Genomic DNA, 22,748 nt, shown 5'->3' with positions numbered 1-22,748 from the left:
AACTATACCCAACCGCGCTCGCGCGCGAGCCGCACTGCGGCGTGACGGTTCTCCGCACCGAGTTTCGTGGCGGCGGACGACAGATAGTTCCGCACGGTCCCCTGGGACAGCGCGGCCCGCTCCGCGATCTCCGTCACGGGTGCCCCGTCGGCCGCGAGTTCCAGCACCTCGGCCTCACGCACGGTCAGTGGCGAGTCACCGGCGGCGATCGCGTCGGCCGCCAACTCGGGATCCACGTAACGGTTTCCCGCGTGCACGGTGCGGATGATCTCCGCGAGGTGCTGTGCGCTGACGGTCTTGGGGACGAAGCCGCGCACCCCCGCCGCGAGGGCCCGCTTCAGATGCCCGGGACGCCCGTGACTGGTCACGATCAGCACGCGGCAGCCGGGGAGTTCCGCCCGCAGCGATGTGGCGACCTTCACACCGTCCGCGCCGGGCATCTGCAGATCCAGTACCGCGACGTCGGGGGTGTGCGCCCGCGCCATCGCCAGCGCCTCCGGTCCGGAGGCCGCCTCGGCGACGATCACGAGGTCGTCCTCCAGGGACAACAGGGCGGCGAGCGCCCCCCGGATCAGATGCTCGTCGTCGGCCAGCAGCAGCCGGACGGGCCCGGGCGGTGTCGTCGTCATGAGGTGCCCTCGTTTGCGAAGTTCACGGAGACGGGTGCCGTCGTCTGCACGCCGAAACCCGTGGGCACGGAGGACTCGGCGGTCCTCGGCGCCACCACCCCGGTCCTCGGCCCCGCCTCCGTCCCGGCTCCCGCCCCCGCGGGCGCGGACGACGGCACCTCCGCCGTCAGCAGGAACCGCCCGTCCCCGGTCGGTCCGGCCCGCAGCGTGCCGCCGATCTCCGCCAGCCGCTCGCGCAGTCCGACGAGACCGGAGCCCCGGCCGGGCCCGCCGGCGCCGTCCGGCACCCCGTCGTTGTCCACCGTCAGCACCGCACGCCCCTCCAGCACCCTTATATCCACCGCGCATTGCCGCGCGTCGCCGTGCCGCAGCACGTTGGTCGTCGCCTCCCGTACCACCCAGCCCAGCGCGGACTGCACCTGTGCCGGGAGCCCGGCCGCGGGGCCGGTGACCGCGCAGTCGATGCCGGCCGCGGTCAGTACTCCCTTCGCGCCGGCGAGTTCGCTGTTCAGGTCGGCCTCGCGGTAGCCGCGTACGACCTCCCGCACCTCCCGCTGGGTCTCGTGGGCCAGCCGTTGCACCTCGACCATCTGCGTCACCGCCTCCGGTCGTTCGCGCTGGGCCAGCTGGACGGCCAGCTCGCTCTTGAGCGCGATCACGGCGAGGTTGCGGCCCATGACGTCGTGCAGGTCCCGCCCGAACCGCAGCCGCTCCTCCGCGACGGCGAGCCGGGTACGCGTCTCGCGGGCCTGGTCGAGTTCGTGGACGACGTTGAGCAGCCAGAGCGAGAGGACGTAGGTGGAGGTGACGAACCCGGCGCTGAGCAGGACCACGCCCGCGACGATCAGCGCGCCGGGGGCGGCCATGCCGAAGGCGGAGGCCACCAGCCCCGATCCCGCGGCGAAGCCCGCCGCGCAGACGAACATCCGCCGTCGGTCGCGCAGGCCGAGCGTGATCGTTCCCGCGCCGAAGGCCAGCACGACCACGAAGACCACGAGGGGCGCTCCGTCGGCGTCCCGGCCCGCCCGGTCGTGGTCGACGAGCGAGACGGCCGTCGCCGCGACGGCCGCGGTGACGACACCGAGGGCCCACAGCAGCCGCACCGGCTTCGCCCGCCGCCCGCGCTGCCAGTCCAGCGCCCGCGAGGCGAGTACGCCACAGAGCACGCAGTGCCCGGCGACGAGGAGCATCAGCGCAGCCGTCGCTCCCGGCCCGCCCGTCCCGGGCTGCTCACCCCGCACGAGCAGTCCGGGAAGCTGCCCGCCGGCCGTCACGAACTCGACCAGCACCATGAAGTGGAACGACCACCGTGTGTACGCCTCGACCTTCGCCGGGGTGCTCTTGCGCCGCCACCAGCGACCCGGCCTGCGGATGTCCTCGCCCGGCCTGCCCATGTCCTCGCCCGCCCCGCTCTCCGGTCCGCCCTCGCGCCCGCGTACTTCGTGTCCGCGTACCTCAGCGTCGCGGTTCCCAGCGGAACCACCGGCGTACAGCAAACACCGACACCAGTGTCCAGGCCATCCCGGTCGCCAGGGCGAACAGCGTCTCGGAGCCGGACAGGTTTCCGGTGAAGCCGCCGCGCACCAGGGTCATGACAGGAGTGAAGGGCAGCAGTTCGCAGATGGAGGCCAGCCGGTCGGGCAGGATCTCCAGCGGGACGGTCATGCCGGAGGCGAGCATCGAGACGAGGAGCACCGGCATCGAGGTGACCTGCGCGCTCTCGGCGGTCCGGGTGAAACTCGCGGTGACGGCGGCGAGTCCCGCGCTCAGCACCAGGCCCAGCAGTAGCCCGAGAACGGCCAGATGGGCGGCCTTCGGCGCTGCCATGTCCAGGAGGAGCGTGCAGCCCACCGCCAGGAGCAGCGACTGCGCCAGTCCGATCGCGGCGGACGGCAGCGAGGACGCGGTCAGGATCTCGGCGTCCCGCAGCTCCCCGGTGCGCAGCCGCTTCAGCACGAGTTCCTCGCGCCGGGTGACGAAGACGCCGACGAGCGCCGCGTAGACGGCGAACAGCAGGGAGAAACCGATCGCGGCGGGCACGATCAGGGTGCCGACGCTCAGCCCCGCCCCGGCGAGGTCCATCTCGTCGGCCGCGGTGCGGAGGCTGAACGGCACCACCACCGGGACGAACAGCGCGGCGAAGAGCGTGCCCCTGCTGCGCCCCAGCAGCGTCAGCTCGGCGCGGGCGAGGGCCCGTACACGTCCCACGGGGGTGCTGACCGCCGTGCTCCCGCCGCGTGTTCCCTTGGCCGCCCCCTCGGGCGTGATGACCGTGCCGCTCATACCGCGTACTCCCTTCCGGTGGTGGTGGACGCCTCGCCGGCCGAGGCTTCGTGCGCGTTCTCACGCGCGGAGACGTCGTGGGCGATGCCCAGGAAGGCCTCCTCCAGCGACGCCGAGCGCACGTCCAGTCCCTTCAGTTCCATTCCGGACCGCTCGGCCCACACCAGCAGGCGGGTCGCCGCGCGCTGCAGCTCACGGGTGTGCAGCTTGACGGTCCGTCCGTCCAGTTCGTGTCCGGTCACGCCCAGCTCGTCGAGCGGCGGCAGGTCGCCGGGGAAGTAGCCCTGGGGCAGTTCGAAGGTGATCCGGGACGGCTGCGCGGCGGTCACCTCGGCGGGCGTGCCGGTGGTGGCGATGCGTCCCTTGTGCATGATCGCGAGGTGGTCGGCCAGCGCCTCGGCCTCCTCCAGGTAGTGGGTGGTCAGCAGCACGGTGGTGCCGTTGTCGCGCAGCTCCCGCACCAACCGCCAGGTGTCGCGGCGCCCTTCGGCGTCCAGGCCGGTGGTCGGCTCGTCGAGGAACAGCACCTCGGGGTCGCCGAGCAGCGCGAGGGCCAGGTCCAGACGGCGCCGCTCGCCCCCGGACAGCTGCTTGACCCGTACGTCGCCCTTGTCACCCAGTCCGACCAGCGGCAGCACCTCCTGCGGCGGGCGGGCCCCGCTGACCGCGCCGGCCCACATCCGCGCGGTCTCCGTGACGGTCAGGTCGGACGGGAAGCCGCCTTCCTGGAGCATCACGCCGGTGCGGGGGCGTACGGCGGCGCGGTCGGGGTACGGGTCGTGCCCGAAGATCCTGACCTGCCCGCCCGTCGGTGCCGCGAGGCCCTCCAGCAGTTCGAGGGTGGAGGTCTTGCCCGCGCCGTTGGTGCCCAGCAGCGCGAAGACCTCCCCCCGCCGTGCGGAGAAGCTGATCCCGCGCACGGCCTCGAACCCGCCCCCGTACACACGGCGCAGGTCGGTGACCTCAATCACGTGTTCGTGTCCGTTTGCTCGCATGCTTCGATCATTCCGCCGGTACGGGCCGGACAGCAGTGCGCGCTGTCATCACCCGGGATGACAAATGTCAGACGGCCGGCACCGCGGGGAGCACGGAGGACCCGGGCCGGGACTCGGGGCACACGAAAAGACCCCGGTCCAATGGACCGGGGTCTGATTCCCGAGCGGACGACGAGGTTCGAACTCGCGACCTCAACCTTGGCAAGGTTGCGCTCTACCAGCTGAGCTACGTCCGCATTGCCTCCGACCGGCTTTCACCGATCGGTGCGAGCACCAGCCTACCTGATCGACTTGACCGACCGGTACGGCTGCGCAGAGCGGGTGACAGGAATTGCACACTGCGCCTTCCCCCTGGAAGGGGGATGTTCTACTACTGAACTACACCCGCATGTACTCCGTGAGCCGGGCCTTTCGGCCTTGCCCCTCGGCGTGTTCCAGACTCTAGCTGATCAGCGGGGGTGTTGCGCAAGTCGGCTGTTCCGGGGGGTCGATGACCGCAGGGTCCCCGGCACGCCGGCCCGGGCCGAGCCCGGCCGCCCGAGCCGGGCCCCGACCGCCGGAGGCGGTCACGGCCCGTTCCGCGGGGCGCTCACCGCGCCGCGGCGAACGCCTCGTAGACCCGCTTGGGGATCCGCCCGCGCGCGGGGACGTCCATCCGGTTCGACTGGGCCCAGGCGCGCACGGCCGCCGGATCGGGGGCGACCTCCGTCTGCTTGTACGTCCGTCCCGAGCGGGAACGCTTGCGGCCGGCCTCCACGTAGGGCGCGAGCGCCTTCCGCAGCCCCTCGGCGTTGTCTTCGTTCAGGTCGATCTCGTACGACTTGCCGTCGAGTCCGAAGGCGATCGTTTCCGCCGCTTCCGAGCCGTCGATGTCGTCAAAGAGAGTGACCACGACCTTCTGCGCCACGAATATCGGTCCCTTCGTGCGACACCTCTGTTGACGTCCGTGATGACGTGCCTGGGCGTCGCTGAGATGTTGGCTGTCCGCCTGTAATCGGGCAAAGTATCTGCTAATGACAATTCATTTGTACAGTGCCCGGCATTGCATTGTGAAGCTCGACTAAATCTGTCCGCGTGTCCTGTGCGCAATAGGGATACGTAACAGAACGCGGATCTTCCCCGAATTTTTTCCCGGAGGTCCCTCAGGGATGCCGAATCGTGATCGGGGTCACGTAGATTCCTCCAACTCTACTCGCGTAGAAATTTTGTACGGGTAGTCTGAAGGAACCTGCTCAGCACCACACACCGGGAGTGCCAGTGGCACGCGTCGTAGTCGACGTCATGCTCAAGCCGGAGATCCTCGACCCCCAGGGCCAGGCGGTGCAGCGCGCACTGCCGCGGCTGGGATTCGAAGGGATCTCGGACGTCCGCCAGGGAAAGCGATTCGAACTGGAAGTTGACGGACCGGTCGACGAGGCCGCGCTCGCCCGCATCCACGATCTTGCGGAATCCTTCCTCGCCAACACCGTGATCGAGGACTTCACCGTCAGGGTCGAAGAAGTCGCGGAGGCCGTGAAGTGACCGCTCGTATTGGCGTCGTCACTTTCCCGGGCAGCCTCGACGACCGTGACAGCCGGCGCGCGATCCGGCTCGCGGGCGCCGAGCCGGTCGCCCTGTGGCACAAGGACAAGGACCTCCACCAGGTCGACGCCGTGGTGCTCTGCGGCGGATTCTCCTACGGCGACTACCTGCGCGCCGGGGCCATCGCCCGTTTCTCGCCGGTGATGGACACCGTCATCGAGCAGGCGAAGGCGGGACTGCCCGTCCTCGGCATCTGCAACGGTTTCCAGATCCTCACCGAGGCGCACCTGCTTCCCGGCGGCATGCTGGGCAACGACCACCTGCACTTCATCTGCCGTGACCAGAAGCTGCGGGTGGAGAACGCGGACACCGCCTGGACCGGCGACTACACCGCCGGGCAGGAGATCAGCATCCCGCTGAAGAACATGGACGGCCGCTACGTCGCCGACGCGCGCACGCTGGACGAGCTCGAGGCCGAGGGCCGCGTCGCCTTCCGCTACGTCACCGACGGCGAAGCCGCCGACGGCTACGGCAACCCCAACGGCTCGCTCAACGACATCGCCGGCATCACCAACGCGGCGGGCAACGTCGTCGGTCTGATGCCGCACCCCGAGCACGCCGTCGAGCCGCTGATCGGCACCGGCCGCACCGACGGCCTCCCGTTCTTCACCTCGATCCTCAAGAAGCTGGTCAACGCATGAGCCGGACGCCTCTGGACACGGTCGAGCACGCGGCGAAGACCCCCGACGTCGAGCTGCCCTGGGCCGAACTCGGCCTCAAGAAGGACGAGTACGAGCGGGTGGTGGAGATCCTCGGCCGCCGCCCGACCGGCGCCGAGCTCGCCATGTACTCGGTGATGTGGTCCGAGCACTGCTCGTACAAGTCCTCCAAGGTCCACCTCCGCCAGTTCGGCGAGAAGGCCCCGCAGTCCGACGCGATGCTCGTCGGCATCGGCGAGAACGCCGGCGTCGTCGACGTCGGCCAGGGCTACGCGGTGACCTTCAAGGTCGAGTCGCACAACCACCCGTCCTACGTCGAGCCCTACCAGGGCGCCGCGACCGGTGTCGGCGGCATCGTCCGCGACATCATCGCGATGGGTGCCCGCCCGGTCGCCGTCGTGGACCCGCTGCGCTTCGGCGCGGCCGACCACCCGGACACCAAGCGCGTCCTGCCCGGCGTCGTCGCCGGCATCGGTGGCTACGGCAACTGCCTGGGCCTGCCGAACATCGGGGGCGAGGTCGTCTTCGACTCCTGCTACCAGGGCAACCCGCTGGTCAACGCCGGTGCCATCGGCGTCATGCGGCACGAGGACATCCACCTCGCCAAGGCATCCGGCGCGGGCAACAAGGTCATCCTGTACGGGGCCAGGACCGGCGGCGACGGCATCGGCGGCGCGTCCATCCTCGCCTCCGAGACCTTCGACGACGCGAAGCCCTCCAAGCGCCCCGCCGTGCAGGTCGGCGACCCCTTCCAGGAGAAGCTCCTCATCGAGTGCACCCTGGAGGCGTTCCGCGAGAAGCTGGTCGTCGGAATCCAGGACCTGGGAGCCGCGGGCCTGTCCTGCGCCACCTCCGAGCTGGCCTCCAACGGCTCCGGCGGCATGCGCGTCACCCTCGACGACGTACCCCTGCGCGACTCGACCCTCTCTCCCGAGGAAATCCTCATGAGCGAGTCGCAGGAACGCATGTGCGCGGTGGTCGAGCCGGAGAAGGTCGACCGCTTCCTCGAGATCTGCGACAAGTGGGACGTCATCGCCACCGTCATCGGTGAGGTCACCGACGGCGACCGTCTGGAGATCTACTGGCACGGCGGCAAGATCGTCGACGTCGACCCGCGCACCGTCGCCCACGACGGCCCGGTCTACGAGCGCCCCTACGCCCGCCCCGACTGGCAGGACGCGCTCCAGGCCGACGACGCCGGCAAGCTGCCCCGCCCGGCGACCTCCGAGGAGCTGAGGGACCAGGTCCTGAAGCTGGTGGGCTCGCCCAACCAGGCCTCGAAGCAGTGGATCACCCAGCAGTACGACCACTTCGTCCAGGGCAACACCGTCCTCGCCCAGCCCGAGGACTCCGGCATGATCCGCGTCGACGAGAAGACCGGCCTCGGTGTCGCCATCGCCACCGACGGCAACGGCCGGTACGCCAAGCTGGACCCGTACACGGGCGCGCAGCTGGCGCTCGCCGAGGCGTACCGGAACGTGGCGACGACCGGCGCCAAGCCCCTCGCCGTCTCCGACTGCCTGAACTTCGGCTCGCCCGAGGACCCGGCCGTCATGTGGCAGTTCGCCGAGGCCGTCCGCGGTCTCGCCGACGGCTGCCTGCAGCTCGGCACCCCGGTGACCGGCGGCAACGTCTCGCTCTACAACCAGACCGGCGAGGCCGCCATCCACCCGACCCCGGTGGTCGCGGTCCTCGGCGTCATCGACGACGTGGCCCGGCGCACGCCGGCCGCCTTCCAGGAGGAGGGCCAGCTGCTCTACCTCCTCGGCGACACGCGCGAGGAGTTCGGCGGCTCGGCCTGGTCCCAGGTGATCCACGACCACCTCGGCGGTCTGCCGCCCGAGGTCGACCTGGAGCGCGAGCGGCTGCTCGCCGAGATCCTGATCTCCGCGTCCCGCGACGGCATGATCGACTCCGCGCACGACCTGTCCGACGGCGGTCTGGTCCAGGCCGTGGTCGAGTCGGCGCTGCTGGGCGGCAAGGGCGCGCGGCTCGTCGTACCGGACGGGCTGGACGCGTTCACCCTCCTGTTCTCCGAGTCGGCCGGCCGCGCGGTCGTCGCCGTGCCGCGTTCCGAGGAGATGCGCTTCACCGACATGTGCGGTGTCCGCGGCCTCCCGGCGACGCGTGTCGGCGTCGTCGACGGGGACACGGTGGAGCTCCAGGGCGAGTTCACGCTCACCCTCGCGGAACTGCGCGAGACCCACGAGCGCACGATCCCGGCCCTGCTGGCCTGACCCACCCGCTTTCCGCCGCTCCGTTCCCCGTACGAAGCCCTCCGCCCGGTCCGCCGGGCGGAGGGCTTCGGCGTGCGCGGGGGCGGACGGGGGGCGGCATCATCGCCAAACCCGGGCCGGGAGCCCGTCCCGGGTTCTCCCCGCTGTGGCCGCCCGCCCGCCGCCCCACCGGCTTTCCCGCGTTCGGCACCCCGCTGCGGGCGGTCGCCGACGCCACGGTCGTACGGGTCCCGGACGGGCAGCGCGACCACCTCGGCCGCGCCCCGCTGCCCGGGCTGGTGTACCCGGTGCCCGTCGAGGGCCCGGCGCGTGAGAGGGGCGGCGGCCACCGGATCGTCGGCGGCCACCTCGCGCCGGATCTCGGCGACGCAACGTACGCCCCCTGGGCCCACCTGCGGCGCGGCTCGTTCACCGTCCGCGAGGGCGACGGGACGCGGGCCGGACAGGTGCTCGCCCGCTGCGGCGATTCGGGCAACTCCGCCGAGCCGCACCTGCGCTTCCAGCTGATGGACGGGCCCGGTCCGGACACCTCGCGGGGCGTCCCGTTCACCCGGCGCGGCATCGGCGTCCCCCGGGGCGGCGAAGTGTTCGACGTCCCCGGACCGGCGACCGCCACCCCCGCATAGGCTGCCGCCATGCCCCCGGCCAAGAAGCGCACCCGCTCCTACGACCCCGCCAGGACCCGGGCCGCCGTACTGGCCCAGCTCGTGAACGTACGACAGGCGGTGCACGCGCTGGACGAGCAGCAGCTCGCCCTGCCCACCCGCCTCGGCGACTGGACCGTGCGGGACCTGATCGCGCACCTGTCCCTGACCGTCGCGAGCGTCGGCCGGGCCCTGGAGCGGGACGAACCGGCGAAGCCCGAACTCGCGCTGCCGGACTACCCCGCCGCGACCGCCGCCCACGCCGGTGCCGTCGACGCGGCCTCCCGGGAGCCGGCCGGGGCCGCCGTTGATCTCGTCGCCCTGCTCGCCCGTACCGAGGAGGACCTGGCCCGGCACCTCGCCGCCGCCCCGCCGCACCGCGTCCTCGCCACGCGGGCCGGCGCCATGACCCTCACCGACTACCTGGTCACCCGCGCCGTCGAGCTCGTCGTCCACACCGACGACCTCCACGCCGCCGTGCCCGGCCTGGACGTCCCCCACGACCGGCAGGCCCTGGCCGCGTGCACCCGGATGCTGGCCGACACACTCGCCGCGAAGGCGCCCGGCGGCTCGACGGAGGTGCGGATCCCGCCGTACGCGGTCGTCCAGTGTGTGGAGGGGCCGCGGCACACCCGGGGCACTCCGCCCAACGTCGTCGAGACCGACCCGCTGACCTGGATCCGCCTGGCCACCGGGCGCACGGCATGGCGGGACGCGGTGGCGGACGGCACGGTCGGCGCGAGCGGGGAGCGGGCGGACCTCGGGCCGTACCTGCCGCTGATGACGTGAGGTGACGGAGGGCGACGGGAGGGGAACCGGAAGTCCCCCGCCTCCGTCGAAGCGGCATGCGCACACACAGGCACCGCCGGCACGCCGTTCTCGCGGCGGCCACCGCTGCCCTCCTGGTCCCCTTCATGGCGGCCTGTGGCGGTGAACGGGCCGGCGCGGTGGCGGACGCCGGGCGGGCGAGCGCGGTCGGCGCGACGACGGGCACGGCGCAGCAGTCCCTCACCGGCGTCCGCTGGAACGTCGACAGCGTCACCGTGGACGGCACCACCCACCGTGCCCCCGTCGACGCACACGTCACCATCGAGGACGACGGCCGGACCAGCGGCCGGTACGCCTGCAACCACTTCCGGGGCGAGGCCGGCTTCGACGGGGACCGGGTCCGGTTCACCCTCGACACCACCCTGGTGGCCTGCGACGACGAGCCGCGCAGGACCTTCGAACGCGCCCTCTCCCACGCCCTCGGGGACGGCGCTCTGAAGATCCGCGTGAACAACGGCCGCCCGGTCCTCACCGCCGGCGACGGCACCACCGCCCGTCTCAGCGAGGGCGGCGCGGACACCCCGCTGCACGGTACGAAGTGGAAGATCGTCTCCCCCGACGCCGCGGGCCGCGCCCACCTCACCTTCGACGAGGAGGAGGGCACCGTCTCCGGAAGCCTCGGCTGCAACAAAGTGAACGCCGACGCCACCGTCCGCGACGGCCGTATCACCGTCGGCACGCCCACCACGACCCGAATGGTGTGCGAAGACTCACTCATGAAGACCGAGAAGCGGCTCCTGCGGTTCTTCGACACCACGCTCAGCCATCGGGTCGATCACCGAAGCCTGACCCTGACCAGCGAAAACGCCGCATCCCTCGAAGCCTTCGCCGCCGCGTGAGCCGCGGCGGAGGCCGCGTACCCAATTCGGACCAGCACTCGACCTCGCCTACACTCGGTGGCGTGCCACGTGGTGACGGACGACTCAACCACGACCTGCTCCCCGGAGAGAAGGGCCCCCAGGACGCCTGCGGCGTCTTCGGTGTCTGGGCTCCGGGCGAAGAGGTCGCCAAGCTCACGTACTTCGGGCTCTACGCCCTCCAGCATCGGGGCCAGGAATCCGCGGGTATCGCGGTCAGCAACGGCTCCCAGATCCTCGTCTTCAAGGACATGGGCCTGGTGTCCCAGGTCTTCGACGAGACCTCGCTCGGTTCGCTCCAGGGTCATATAGCGGTCGGTCACGCCCGCTACTCGACCACCGGCGCCTCCGTGTGGGAGAACGCCCAGCCCACCTTCCGCGCCACCGCGCGGGGATCGATCGCGCTCGGTCACAACGGCAACCTGGTCAACACGGCGGAGCTCGCCGAGCTGGCCGCCGAACTCCCCAAGGAGAACGGCCGCGCCCCCAGGGCGGCGGCCACCAACGACACCGACCTGATCACCGCCCTGCTGGCCGGCCAGCGCGCCGCCGACGGCGAACCGGTGACCGTGGAGCAGGCCGCGCACGTGGTCCTCCCGCGGGTCAAGGGCGCCTTCAGCCTCGTCTTCATGGACGAGGACACGCTGTACGCGGCCCGCGACCCGCAGGGCATCCGCCCGCTGGTCCTCGGCCGCCTGGAGCGCGGCTGGGTCATCGCCTCCGAGTCGGCGGCCCTCGACATCTGCGGCGCCAGCTATGTGCGCGAGATCGAGCCGGGCGAGTTCGTCGCCATCGACGAGAACGGCCTGCGCTCCTCCCGATTCGCGGATGCGAAGCCCAAGGGCTGTGTCTTCGAGTACGTGTACCTGGCCCGCCCGGACACCGACATCGCCGGACGCAACGTCTATCTGTCGCGCGTCGAGATGGGCCGCCGTCTCGCCGAGGAGGCGCCCGCCGAGGCCGACCTGGTGATAGCGACGCCGGAGTCCGGCACCCCGGCCGCCATCGGCTACGCGGAGGCGTCCGGCATCCCCTTCGGCGCCGGCCTGGTCAAGAACGCGTACGTCGGACGGACGTTCATCCAGCCCTCGCAGACCATCCGGCAGCTCGGCATCCGCCTGAAGCTGAACCCGCTCAAGGAAGTCATCAAGGGCAAGCGCCTGGTCGTCGTCGACGACTCGATCGTGCGCGGCAACACCCAGCGCGCCCTGGTCCGCATGCTCCGTGAGGCGGGCGCCGCCGAGGTGCACATCCGGATCTCCTCGCCGCCCGTGAAGTGGCCCTGCTTCTTCGGCATCGACTTCGCGACCCGCGCGGAGCTCATCGCCAACGGCATGTCCATCGAGGAGATCGGTGTGACGCTGGGCGCCGACTCCCTGGCGTACATCTCCATCGACGGCATGATCGAGGCGACGACCATCGCCAAGCCGAACCTGTGCCGCGCCTGCTTCGACGGCGAGTACCCGATGGATCTGCCCGACCCCGAGCTCCTCGGCAAGCGGCTGCTGGAGACCGAGCTGGCCGCCGGCACGGCCGCACCGGCCGCGGTCGACGCGATCCGCCGTCCGTAAGCCCCTGCCCTGCCGTAACGAGACGAAGGCTCTCCCCGTCATGTCCGAGAACACTGGCGCCGGCCCCGCCGCGGCGTCGTACAAGAACGCCGGCGTCGACATCGACGCGGGCGACCACGCGGTCGAGCTCATGAAGGAATGGGTGAGGAAGACCCGGCGCCCCGAGGTCCTCGGCGGCCTCGGAGGTTTCGCCGGTCTCTTCGACGTCTCCGCGCTGAAGAACTACGAGCGTCCCCTGCTCGCCTCCGCCACGGACGGCGTCGGCACCAAGGTCGACATCGCCCGCCGGATGGGCGTCTACGACACCATCGGCCACGACCTGGTCGCCATGGTGATGGACGACATCGTGGTGTGCGGCGCGGAGCCGCTGTTCATGACCGACTACATCTGCGTCGGCAAGGTCCACCCCGAGCGGGTCGCCGCGATCGTCAAGGGCATCGCGGAGGGCTGTGTGCTGGCCGGCTGCGCCCTGGTCGGCGGTGAGACGGCCGAGCACCCGGGCCTGCTGGGCGAGGACGACTTCGACGTCGCCGGCGCCGGTACGGGCGTCGTGGAGGCCGACCGGCTGCTCGGCGCGGAGCGCATCCGCGAGGGTGACACGGTCGTCGCCATGGCCGCCTCCGGACTCCACTCGAACGGGTATTCGCTGGTCCGGCACGTCCTGCTGAACCAGGCCGGACTCGCTCTGGAGAACCACGTCGACGACCTGGGCCGCACCCTCGGCGAGGAGCTCCTGGAGCCCACCCGGATCTACTCGCTGGACTGCCTGGCCCTGACCTCCGTCACCGAGGTGCACGCCTTCAGCCACGTCACCGGCGGCGGCCTCGCGGCCAACCTGGCCCGTGTCGTCCCCGACGGGCTGCACGCGGTCGTGGACCGCTCCACCTGGACCCCGGGCCCGGTCTTCGACCTCGTCGGCCGGACCGGTTCGGTCGAGCGCCTGGAGCTGGAGCGGACCCTCAACATGGGCGTCGGCATGATCGCGATCGTGCCGCAGGAGTCCACGGACGTGGCGCTGACGACCCTGGCCGACCGCGGACTGGACGCCTGGGTGGCCGGCGAGATCACCGGTCGCGGCGACCGGACGACGGGAGCGGAACTGGTGGGGGACTACGCGGGCTGAGCGGACCGGGTGCGCGGAGCATGCGAAGGAAACCGGGCATGCCGAGCACACCCGGTACGGCGGCGGACCGCACGGGCGGTCAGCACAGAACCCGGTCGGTGACCGGAGTCACCGACCGGGCTGATGATTCAGTGCAGGGTCAAGCGCCACGACGCTGTGGCGAGGACTGGCCGTCCTCGTCGTCGTCGTCCTCCTCATAGAGGTCGGCGTACCGTGCGTACAGGTCGTCGTCCTGCTCATCGTCCTCCACAGGGTCACCGATGACATTCGGTGACGTGTTCGAAGGCGATGCACCCAGCTCCTCGGCCAGACGTGCGAGGTCCGTGCCGCCGCTGTTGTACTTCAGCTGGCGGGCGACCTTCGTCTGCTTGGCCTTGGCCCGGCCGCGCCCCATGGCTCGACCCCCTCAACGACGGGGCTCGACGGCCCCAGAGTCTTGACACGCGTTCATGGTCCGGCACGGACTCTCTGTGGAGAGGCCGGTCCGTAGGGCTCCCACGGTACCTGAGCCCACGCCCATACGGTACGTCGCCCGCATGCCGCGCCCCCGCCCGGGGCCCCCGAAGCACCCTGTTCTCCCTGGTCAAGTGCAATTTCAAGCACTTGTCGAGGGGCGACCCGCCGGGAGAAGTGAGAGTTCTCTCGAAGTACCCCTCCGCGGGTACCGGCCACACGTGCGAACAGCGCGGGGGTGGGCTCACCGGCCCGCCCCCGCATACGCCCCACGGGCGTCCGTACGCGCCGTGTGCGGGTCACGGCAGGTGCGCCGTACCCGTCCCGCATATGTCGCGTACACGCCCCGTACGTGCCCCGTACACGGCCCGGACGGGCCCTCTGCGGGCCCGGACGCCGCTCAGCGTGACGCGCGCGCCTCCGCCATCCGCTGTTCGGCGATCCGGTCGGCCGCCGCGGCCGGCGGAATCCCGTCCGACTTCGCACGTGCGAATATGGCGAGCGTGGTGTCGAAGATCTTCGCCGCCTTCGCCCTGCACCGGTCGAAGTCGAAACCGTTCAGCTCGTCGGCGACCTGGATGACCCCGCCGGCGTTCACCACGTAGTCCGGCGCGTAGAGGATCCCGCGGTCGGCGAGGTCCTTCTCGACGCCCGGGTGGGCCAGCTGGTTGTTGGCGGCGCCGCAGACCACCGCGGCGGTCAGCACCGGCACGCTGTCGTCGTTCAGCGCGCCGCCCAGCGCGCACGGGGCGTACACGTCCAGGCCCTCGGTGCGGATCAGCGACCCGGTGTCGGCGACGGCCGTCACGCCCTGCGGGTGCCGGTCCAGGATCCGTCGTACGGCGTCCTCGCGCACGTCGGTGATCACGACCTCGGCGCCCTCCTCGCGCAGGTGGTCCACCAGGTGGTGGCCGACCTTGCCGACGCCCGCCACGCCGACCTTGCGGTCGCGCAGCGAGGGGTCGCCCCACAGGTGCTGGGCCGAGGCCCGCATCCCCTGGTAGACACCGAACGCGGTGAGCACGGACGAGTCGCCGGCGCCGCCGTTCTCGGGGGAGCGGCCGGTGGTCCAGCGGCACTCGCGGGCCACGACGTCCATGTCGGCGACGTAGGTGCCGACGTCGCAGGCGGTGACGTACCGGCCGCCCAGCGAGGCGACGAACCGGCCGTAGGCGAGCAGCAGCTCCTCGGTCTTGACCGTCTCGGGGTCGCCGATGATCACGGCCTTGCCGCCGCCGTGGTCGAGGCCGGCCATGGCGTTCTTGTACGACATCCCGCGCGCGAGGTTCAGCGCGTCGGCGACGGCCTCCCTCTCGGACGCGTACGGGTAGAAGCGCGTACCGCCGAGGGCGGGGCCCAGGGCGGTGGAGTGGAGGGCGATGACGGCCTTGAGGCCACTGGCGCGGTCCTGGCAGAGCACGACTTGCTCGTGACCGCCCTGGTCCGAATGGAACAGGGTGTGCAGGACGCCGTCAGATACGTCGGTCACGGTGGTGACTCCTGAGTAAGTAGCGGCGGGTGGACACAGTTCCCGAAACTCCCCCGCGCTTGTGGCTGTGGGGGCGGTGGCGGAGGCTGTGGGCACGAGGTTAGAGCCTGCCGCCCGCGGGGACGGAACCGTGTCCAGGATCACCTCCGCGCGCCTCCTCCCGGAGGAACGGCGTGCGACGATTCGCGTGGATTACCCGTACGTGCGAGCCGTCCGTCCGCCGCCCGCCCGCCCATGGGCGGGCGGGCAGGTTTTCGCGCCGGTGCGCGGGGGAGGGAGCAGGCGTGCCCAAGGTCTCCTCGGTGATCGTCCCCTACGCGGCCTACCTGCGCGTGTACGAACCACTGACCGCCTTCCCCGAGCCGGAGCGCGGTCACTGGGCCCGTTACGCCCGCCGCCCCGACCTCCCCTCCTACCAGGACGAACTGCGCCGGGCCCTGGCCGACGTCGTGCCGACCCCGCCGGTCCCGGTTCCGGTGCGGGAGAGCGACGACGCGTTCGTGCTGGAGGTCGACGGCGCGGTCCGCGTCTGCCCCTGGCGCACCCGGCTGCGCGGCTGGCAGGCCCTGGGAGGGCTCGCCGAGGACTTTCCCCCGCCGGTCCTGGACGCGTTGCTGCCCCCGTTCGTACGGCGCCAGGCCGCCGAGGACTACGAGCGCTGGCTGACCGCCCACCCCGACGCCCGGCCGTGGATCCGCACCGCGACCTGGCAGGTGCCGATCAACTGGTTCGTGCTGGTCTCGGACGAGGAGCGCGAGTACGACGAGGGCTCCCGCGGCTTTCCGGGCCCCGCCGGCTCCACGAGTTCCGCCGGTGAGGCCCCCGTACTGCGTTACCGCACACCCATGGTCGAGGCGCGGCGGCGGGTGGCGCGCGGGCTGCGGGCCCTGAGGACCGCCATGGACGAGGGGCCGCTGATCGACGGCCTGGTGGATGTGGGGCGCTGGCTGGAGGAGTTCCATCCGCGTTCACTGGTCGAACTGGACTACGGCGGCCTGGTGCACGCCCTGCCGGCCGGCGCGCTGGAGGACGACCACTCCGCGGCGGACGTGGCCGAGGGGATCGCGGCACTGCGCCGCGGGGACGGGGTGACCGCGGGGGAGGCCTACGGGCGGCTGGTGGAGCGCTGGCGCTCGGTCCGGGACCTGCGGTCGGCCAACTGACGCCTGGTCGCGGAGCGATGACGAGTCGCGACGGCATAACGAACTGGCGTTTGACCAAACGTCCTTCTTGGGGTTTTCTCGTCGCCCTGAGGTGTGGTCAACCGGGACCCGACAACGGACGTAGGCGCCGATCCGGGCGTATGTCCCAAGCCGGTCAAGCGTGACGGACCGCACGTACGGGGGCCTTGCGCCGCTTGCCCACCCTCGTGCCAAAATAGGACAAGGAGTCCGGGGAGGGCTCCTCCGCCCTGCTGTGCTCGACTATGGGCGGAATCTCAGCATTGCGCGCTTTGGGGGGTCCGGTGACTCCTGATCGCGGCTGTGACTGATCGTCACAACCGTGTGACTGTCCGCTATGGCATGGTCCATCGGCTTCCGCGGCTGATGAACACCTGGGAGGGCAATTCCATCGGTTTGGCCGACGCGGCTGGACGGATGGTGTAGTTGTAGTGCCGAGGACAAGCCGTTCGTCCTATAACCGACTCGACCCGCGTCCGCCATTTCGGGCAACGCGGGTCAAGGTGCAGAATTTAGAGGAAAGAACCGAGAAGGTTCGGTTCTCCCGAGGAGGCCGCTCATGACCGCTCGCACCCCTGATGCCGAGCCGCTGCTGACCCCGGCTGAGGTCGCCACCATGTTCCGCGTCGACCCGAAGACGGTCACGCGTTGGGCGAAGGCCGGCAAGCTCACGTCGATCCGCACGCTCGGCGGGCATCGCCGCTACCGCGAAGCCGAGGTACGCGCCCTGCTCGCGGGCATTCCGCAGCAGCGCAGCGAGGCCTGACACAACTGAATAACCCGGACGAACCGGCTGGTCCCCCACTGGCCGAGGTGTTCGGACCCACAGCTCCACACGACGCGGGAACTGCCCCAACAGGACCCTCGCCCAAGCCGATCAGAGCTTTTCAGGCAGCTGAACCGGGTGCGTCGTCGATCGCGCTGGACTCCGCCGAGTCCGGCGCGATCTTTTGTGTGCGGGGACTGCCGGCGGTGTGCCGGTGCGGTGCTCCCCGGGTGGGTCTGTGCGGGATCCGTGCGCGGGCCTGTCGGACTCCGGGCAGTGGCTGTGAGGTCACCTGTGCGGAGGTTTGGGCGGGCCTCCGGAGGTAGTGCAATTGCACATATTAAATTGACTTGGTGTAGGCGACGGGTAAGTACCGAACTTTCCGAAACTCATGCGGTGACACCCGTCACACGCAGGTCGCCTTGTTGGGTCACCGGCATATGCGCTAGAGCGGCGGCGGGTGGGCCCGATGTGAAGCAACTCAGGTGCGTTGCCCGGGAACTGGGGCGGTCGGGCGGCTGGGCCGGGCGGTGGATGCACCCTCGCCCTCGACGCGTTCCGGGGGGCGCTCCGCGGGATCGGCGGGGCGCGCGGGCCGTTCGGTGCGTTCGGTGCGTTCGAGGGCTTCGGGTGTGTGGGGCGCGGAGTCCATCGCCAGGCGCAACAGGCGGTGGCAGACCGGACAGTGGCGGGTGTGGTGCCCGAACGACGAGGCAGCCGACAGGTGCGCGCGGAGCAACGCCCGCGTCTCGTGCCTGGCCGATGCCGGCATGTGCCACCTCCAGTGGCCGCGCCGAGGGCGGCCCTGCTGTCTGAGGTACCGGGGGATGCCCGCCCCGTCAAGACACCGGGGCCCTCGCCGGGAAGCCCCAGGAGTGCGCGAAACGGAGCGCGGCCTCCCCGAATACCCAGGACCACCTGAAAGGCCCTCAGTCGGCCGGTGAGGGGCGCGGAGTGGCGGATGCCGGCGGGCGCGGGGGAGGGAGGGAGCGCGGGGCGCGTGGGGCGGGCCCCTGCGCGGGGGCGGGCGGATCCTTCTCGGTGATGCGGTCCTGACGGGATGTGCTGTACCCGATTGCGGCTGCGCCGCGGGCGCGGTCTTCGCCTTGGCGGGTGGTGGGGGATGCGAGAAGGGCCCCACTGTGAGGTGGGGCCCTTCTCGGTGATGCGGTCCTGACGGGATTTGAACCCGCGGCCTCCACCTTGACAGGGTGGCGAGCACTCCAAACTGCTCCACAGGACCAGGTTTCGCAGTGCGATTGCTGCCTTGCGCTGCGAAAAGAGACTGTACAGGAGCGGTGGCCCACTGGTCGAACTCACCCTGCGTGCCGCTCGGGTTACGGAACGGCGGCGTCGATCGCCTTCACGATCCGCTTGTCCGAGACCGGGTACGCGGTGCCCAGCGCGTGGGCGAAGTAGCTGACCCGGAGCTCCTCGATCATCCAGCGGATGTCCAGCACCTGCTGCGGCACCGGCCGCCCCTGCGGCATCTGTTCCAGCAGCCAGGCGTACTCGTCCCGCATCTCATGGACCTTCTCCATGCGGGTCGTGTCCCGCTGGACGTTCGCCGGCATCTGCTGGAGGCGGCGGTCCACGGCCACCAGGTACCGCATCAGGTCCGGCAGCCGCCGCAGCCCCGTCTCCGTCACGAACCCCGGCTTCACCAGGGCGTCCAGCTGTGTGCGTACGTCCTGGAGGTTGGCCAGCAGCGCGGGGCTGCGTACACCCTTCAGCCGGCGCTCGCAGGCCTGCCAGGCGGCCAGGACCTGCTGCACCTGCCCCACCGCGCGGACGGTCGTGTCGACGATCTCGGCGCGCACCTTGTCGTACAGCTCGCGGTACGACTCCTCGTCCCACACGGGCCCGCCGAAGTCCGCGATCAGCCGGTCCGCCGCCGCCGTCGCGCAGTCGTCGAACAACGCCTGGACAAAACCGTGCGGATTCGCCGACAGGGCGAGCTTCTGGGCGTTCGTCAACTTCTCGGATGCGAACTTCGCAGGATTCACCGGGATATTGCGCAGGATCAGACGACGCGTGCCCTTCCACATCGCCGGCTGCTGCTCCGCCTCCGTGTCGAAGAGCCGTACGGAGACCGTGTCGCCGTCGTCGACCAGTGCGGGGAACGCCTTCACCGGCTGACCGGCCCGCCGCGTCTCGAAGACACGGGTCAGCGTGCCGACGGTCCAGTCGGTCAGGCCCGTCCGCTCCAGCGACTCACCGCCCTCGCGCTGGGCCGTGGCGGCCGCCGCCTGGGAGAGGGCCTGGCGGGCCTTCGGCTTCAGCCGGAGCCGGAGCGCCTCCAGGTCCTTGTCCTCGGCGATCTTCCGGCGCCGCTCGTCGACGATCCGGAAGGTGACCTTCAAATGGTCGGGGACCTTGGACCAGTCGAAGTCGTCCGCGTCGAACGGCACCCCGACCATCCGCTTCAGCTCGCGGGCCATCGTCGTGGTCAGCGGCTCCTGGAGGGGCACCGCCCGCTCCAGGAACGCCTTCGCGTAGTTCGGCGCCGGCACGTAGTTGCGGCGGACCGGTTTGGGGAGGGAACGGATCAGCTCCGTGACGACTTCCTCCCGCAGACCCGGGATCTGCCAGTCGAAGCCCTCGCCCGTGACCTGGTTCAGCACCTGGAGCGGCACATGGACCGTCACCCCGTCCGCGTCCGCGCCCGGTTCGAACTGGTACGTCACCCGGAACGTGAGGGCACCCTGCCGCCAGGAGTCCGGATAGTCGGCCTTGGTGACGGCCTCGGCCGACTCGCGGATGAGCATCTCGCGCTCGAAGTCGAGGAAGTCCGGCTGCTCGTGGCGCTTGTGCTTCCACCACGAGTCGAAGTGCGCCCCCGACACGACATGGCCGGGCACCCGCTGGTCGTAGAAGTCGAACAGGGTCTCGTCGTCGACCAGGATGTTGCGGCGCCGTGCCCGGTGCTCCAGCTCCTCGACCTCGGTGAGCAGCCTGCGGTTGTCCGCGAAGAACTTGTGGTGCGTGCGCCAGTCGCCCTCGACCAGCGCGTTGCGGATGAACAGCTCGCGGGAGACCTCGGCGTCGATCCGGCCGTAGTTCACCTTCCGCTGGGCGACGATCGGTACGCCGTACAGCGTGACCTTCTCGTACGCCATCACCGCGGCCTGGTCCTTCTCCCAGTGCGGCTCGCTGTACGTGCGCTTCAGCAGGTGTTCCGCGAGCGGCTCGACCCACTCCGGCTCGACCTTCGCGTTGACCCGCGCCCACAGCCGGGACGTCTCGACCAGCTCCGCCGACATCACGAACCGCGGCGGCTTCCTGAACAGCGCCGAACCCGGGAAGATCGCGAACTTGGCGTTGCGCGCGCCCACGTACTCGCTGCGCCCGCCACCGTCCTTGCGGCCGCTCCCGTCCTTGCGGGCGGCCTGGCCGGAGTCCTTCGACTCCTTCACGTCCTTCATCCCGATGTGGGAGAGCAGGCCGGCGAGCAGCGAGACGTGGATGCGGTCCTCGGGGGCGTCCTCCTCGTTGAGGTGGATGCCCATCTGCTTGGCGACCGTGCGCAGCTGCGTGTAGATGTCCTGCCACTCGCGGATCCGCAGGAAGTTCAGGTACTCCTGCTTGCACATGCGCCGGAAGGACGACGAGCCGCGCTCCTTCTGCTGCTCCCGCACGTAGCGCCACAGGTTGAGGTAGGCGAGGAAGTCGCTGGTCTCGTCCCGGAACCGGGCGTGCTGCTGGTCCGCCTGGGTCTGCTTGTCGGCCGGCCGCTCGCGCGGGTCCTGGATGGACAGCGCCGCCGCGATCACCATGACCTCGCGGACGCACCCGTTGCGGTCCGCCTCCAGCACCATGCGCGCCAGCCGGGGGTCGACCGGCAGCTGGGCCAGCTTCCGTCCGGTCTCCGTCAGCCGCTTGCGGGGGTCCTTCTGCGTCGCGTCCAGCGCGTTCAGTTCCTGGAGCAGCTGCACGCCGTCACGGATGTTCCGGTGGTCCGGCGGGTCGATGAAGGGGAACTTCTCGATCTCGCCGAGGCCCGCCGCCGTCATCTGCAGGATGACCGAGGCCAGGTTGGTGCGGAGGATCTCCGCGTCCGTGAACTCCGGGCGGGTCTCGAAGTCGTCCTCGCTGTACAGCCGGATGCAGATGCCGTCCGACGTGCGCCCGCAGCGGCCCTTGCGCTGGTTGGCGCTGGCCTGCGACACCGGCTCGATCGGCAGCCGCTGCACCTTGGTCCGGTGGCTGTAGCGGGAGATCCGTGCGAACCCGGGGTCGATGACGTACTTGATGCCCGGCACCGTCAGCGACGTCTCCGCGACGTTCGTCGCCAGAACGATCCTGCGGCCGCTGTGCTGCTGGAAGACACGGTGCTGCTCGGCGTGCGAGAGCCGCGCGTAGAGCGGCAGCACCTCGGTGCTGTGCCAGTCGGCGCCCTTGGCGCGGGGGTACGCCTTCTTCGTCAGCGCGTCCGCCGTGTCCCGGATCTCCCGCTCGCCGGAGAGGAAGACCAGGATGTCGCCGGGCCCCTCGGCCATCAGCTCCTCGACCGCGTCCGTGATCGCGGTGATCTGGTCGCGGTCCGCTTCCTGGGAGTCCTCCTCGAGCAACGGCCGGTAACGCACCTCGACGGGATACGTACGACCACTGACCTCCACGATGGGAGCATCGCCGAAGTGCCGCGAGAACCGCTCCGGGTCGATGGTCGCCGACGTGATGACGACCTTCAGGTCCGGGCGTCTGGGCAGCAGCTGGGCGAGATAGCCGAGCAGGAAGTCGATGTTCAGCGACCGCTCGTGGGCCTCGTCGATGATGATCGTGTCGTAGGCGCGCAGCTCGCGGTCCGTCTGGATCTCGGCGAGCAGGATGCCGTCGGTCATCAGTTTCACGAAGGTGGCGTCCGGACTCACCTGGTCGGTGAACCGCACCTTCCAGCCGACGGCCTCCCCGAGCGGGGTGTCCAGCTCCTCCGCGATCCGCTCCGCCACCGTGCGGGCGGCGATCCGGCGGGGCTGGGTGTGTCCGATCATCCCCCGGACGCCCCGGCCCAGTTCCATGCAGATCTTCGGGATCTGCGTCGTCTTGCCGGAACCCGTCTCACCCGCGACGATCACCACCTGGTGATCGCGGATCGCCTCGGCGATCTCGTCCTTCTTCTGACTGACCGGCAACTGCTGCGGATACGTGACCGCCGGCACCCGCGCCCGGCGCCCGGCCATCCGCTCCTCGGCCTTGGAGACCTCCGTCTCGATCTCGCCGAGCACGGCGGCCTTGGCCTCCGGTCTACGGATCCTGCGCGCGCCCTCGAGCCTGCGCCCGAGCCGCTGCGTGTCGCGCAGCGAGAGCTCGGTCAGGCGAGAGGCGAGAGCGCCGAAGGCCGGGGCGCCGGAGGCGTTGGCGGAGGCGCCGGAGGAGGGGGCGGAGGCAGGGTGCGTGGACATACGGGAACCAGGATCTCATCCCCGGGAAATCCGTGGCGAACGGTTTTGTC

The 22,748-nt window shown here is 70.7% G+C and carries 19 protein-coding genes and 3 tRNA genes; 10 read left to right on the top strand and 12 right to left on the bottom strand.

Annotation, left to right across the window (positions count from 1 at the left end; all coding sequences use genetic code 11):
- Positions 1 to 2 precede the first annotated feature (2 nt).
- From ACWZEH_RS16355 to ACWZEH_RS16325, 7 genes are all read right to left on the bottom strand, one after another.
- The gene (locus ACWZEH_RS16355; protein ID WP_456199207.1) at positions 3 to 629 is read right to left on the bottom strand and encodes a response regulator; all 627 of its coding nucleotides are present in this window, start codon (positions 627 to 629) and stop codon (positions 3 to 5) included.
- A complete protein-coding gene (locus ACWZEH_RS16350; RefSeq protein ID WP_456199628.1) occupies positions 626 to 2,002 on the bottom strand; it encodes a sensor histidine kinase in 1,377 nt (458 codons plus the stop codon). Before ACWZEH_RS16350 ends, ACWZEH_RS16355 begins: the two co-directional genes overlap by 4 nt.
- Before the next feature lie 82 nt (positions 2,003 to 2,084).
- Positions 2,085 to 2,912: an ABC transporter permease gene (locus tag ACWZEH_RS16345; RefSeq protein ID WP_456199206.1), complete on the bottom strand. Its 828-nt coding sequence runs from the start codon at positions 2,910 to 2,912 to the stop codon at positions 2,085 to 2,087.
- On the bottom strand, positions 2,909 to 3,907 hold the full coding sequence (locus tag ACWZEH_RS16340; RefSeq protein ID WP_456199204.1) for an ABC transporter ATP-binding protein: 999 nt from the start codon (positions 3,905 to 3,907) through the stop codon (positions 2,909 to 2,911). The genes ACWZEH_RS16345 and ACWZEH_RS16340 overlap by 4 nt, the downstream gene beginning before the upstream one ends.
- A 163-nt stretch (positions 3,908 to 4,070) precedes the next feature.
- Positions 4,071 to 4,143 (bottom strand) — tRNA-Gly (locus ACWZEH_RS16335).
- 80 nt (positions 4,144 to 4,223) lie between these two features.
- Positions 4,224 to 4,295 (bottom strand) — tRNA-Gly (locus ACWZEH_RS16330).
- A gap of 201 nt (positions 4,296 to 4,496) precedes the next feature.
- Positions 4,497 to 4,814, bottom strand: a complete 318-nt coding sequence (locus ACWZEH_RS16325; protein WP_456199202.1) for a histone-like nucleoid-structuring protein Lsr2 — start codon at positions 4,812 to 4,814, stop codon at positions 4,497 to 4,499.
- Positions 4,815 to 5,164: 350 nt separating this feature from the next.
- Between ACWZEH_RS16325 and purS the strand changes: the two genes are divergently transcribed.
- From purS to purM, 8 genes are all read left to right on the top strand, one after another.
- Positions 5,165 to 5,428: a phosphoribosylformylglycinamidine synthase subunit PurS gene (gene purS, locus ACWZEH_RS16320; RefSeq protein ID WP_010045045.1), complete on the top strand. Its 264-nt coding sequence runs from the start codon at positions 5,165 to 5,167 to the stop codon at positions 5,426 to 5,428.
- On the top strand, positions 5,425 to 6,129 hold the full coding sequence (purQ, locus tag ACWZEH_RS16315; protein ID WP_456199201.1) for a phosphoribosylformylglycinamidine synthase subunit PurQ: 705 nt from the start codon (positions 5,425 to 5,427) through the stop codon (positions 6,127 to 6,129). The genes purS and purQ overlap by 4 nt, the downstream gene beginning before the upstream one ends.
- Complete coding sequence (gene purL, locus ACWZEH_RS16310; RefSeq protein WP_456199199.1) at positions 6,126 to 8,384, top strand: phosphoribosylformylglycinamidine synthase subunit PurL; 2,259 nt, start codon at positions 6,126 to 6,128, stop codon at positions 8,382 to 8,384. The genes purQ and purL overlap by 4 nt, the downstream gene beginning before the upstream one ends.
- Positions 8,385 to 8,671: 287 nt before the next feature.
- Positions 8,672 to 9,010, top strand: a complete 339-nt coding sequence (locus ACWZEH_RS16305; RefSeq protein WP_456199197.1) for a peptidoglycan DD-metalloendopeptidase family protein — start codon at positions 8,672 to 8,674, stop codon at positions 9,008 to 9,010.
- A gap of 9 nt (positions 9,011 to 9,019) precedes the next feature.
- On the top strand, positions 9,020 to 9,817 hold the full coding sequence (locus tag ACWZEH_RS16300; protein WP_456199195.1) for a maleylpyruvate isomerase family mycothiol-dependent enzyme: 798 nt from the start codon (positions 9,020 to 9,022) through the stop codon (positions 9,815 to 9,817).
- 56 nt (positions 9,818 to 9,873) lie between these two features.
- Positions 9,874 to 10,695, top strand: a complete 822-nt coding sequence (locus ACWZEH_RS16295; protein WP_456199194.1) for an META domain-containing protein — start codon at positions 9,874 to 9,876, stop codon at positions 10,693 to 10,695.
- Positions 10,696 to 10,757: 62 nt separating this feature from the next.
- Complete coding sequence (gene purF, locus ACWZEH_RS16290; protein WP_456199192.1) at positions 10,758 to 12,284, top strand: amidophosphoribosyltransferase; 1,527 nt, start codon at positions 10,758 to 10,760, stop codon at positions 12,282 to 12,284.
- A gap of 40 nt (positions 12,285 to 12,324) precedes the next feature.
- The gene (gene purM, locus ACWZEH_RS16285; protein WP_456199190.1) at positions 12,325 to 13,407 is read left to right on the top strand and encodes a phosphoribosylformylglycinamidine cyclo-ligase; all 1,083 of its coding nucleotides are present in this window, start codon (positions 12,325 to 12,327) and stop codon (positions 13,405 to 13,407) included.
- Positions 13,408 to 13,546: 139 nt separating this feature from the next.
- Here the strand turns inward: purM and ACWZEH_RS16280 are convergent, their stop codons facing one another.
- Both ACWZEH_RS16280 and ACWZEH_RS16275 read right to left on the bottom strand, forming a co-directional pair.
- A complete protein-coding gene (locus ACWZEH_RS16280) occupies positions 13,547 to 13,801 on the bottom strand; it encodes a DUF3073 domain-containing protein (protein ID WP_042175219.1) in 255 nt (84 codons plus the stop codon).
- A gap of 459 nt (positions 13,802 to 14,260) precedes the next feature.
- Positions 14,261 to 15,349 carry a Leu/Phe/Val dehydrogenase gene (locus tag ACWZEH_RS16275; protein WP_456199188.1) on the bottom strand — a complete coding sequence of 363 codons (1,089 nt, stop codon included), beginning with the start codon at positions 15,347 to 15,349 and terminating at the stop codon, positions 14,261 to 14,263.
- Positions 15,350 to 15,633: 284 nt separating this feature from the next.
- Here ACWZEH_RS16275 and ACWZEH_RS16270 point away from each other — a divergent pair, with 284 nt between their 5' ends.
- Together ACWZEH_RS16270 and bldC are read left to right on the top strand one after the other, a co-directional pair.
- Complete coding sequence (locus tag ACWZEH_RS16270) at positions 15,634 to 16,512, top strand: DUF8083 family protein (protein ID WP_456199186.1); 879 nt, start codon at positions 15,634 to 15,636, stop codon at positions 16,510 to 16,512.
- 577 nt (positions 16,513 to 17,089) lie between these two features.
- Positions 17,090 to 17,296, top strand: a complete 207-nt coding sequence (gene bldC, locus ACWZEH_RS16265; protein ID WP_003949541.1) for a developmental transcriptional regulator BldC — start codon at positions 17,090 to 17,092, stop codon at positions 17,294 to 17,296.
- Positions 17,297 to 17,777: 481 nt separating this feature from the next.
- Here the strand turns inward: bldC and ACWZEH_RS16260 are convergent, their stop codons facing one another.
- The 3 genes from ACWZEH_RS16260 to hrpA form a co-directional block, all read right to left on the bottom strand.
- On the bottom strand, positions 17,778 to 18,068 hold the full coding sequence (locus tag ACWZEH_RS16260) for a DUF6274 family protein (protein WP_456199185.1): 291 nt from the start codon (positions 18,066 to 18,068) through the stop codon (positions 17,778 to 17,780).
- A gap of 396 nt (positions 18,069 to 18,464) precedes the next feature.
- Positions 18,465 to 18,539, bottom strand: a tRNA-Asp gene (locus ACWZEH_RS16255).
- Between the two features lie 94 nt (positions 18,540 to 18,633).
- Complete coding sequence (hrpA, locus tag ACWZEH_RS16250; protein ID WP_456199184.1) at positions 18,634 to 22,698, bottom strand: ATP-dependent RNA helicase HrpA; 4,065 nt, start codon at positions 22,696 to 22,698, stop codon at positions 18,634 to 18,636.
- Positions 22,699 to 22,748 lie beyond the last annotated feature (50 nt).

The sequence above is a fragment of the Streptomyces yamdrokensis genome, from assembly GCF_053890455.1.
The sequence above is the reverse complement of the archived record's forward strand: the minus strand, read 5'-3'. Positions and strand labels throughout refer to the sequence as shown.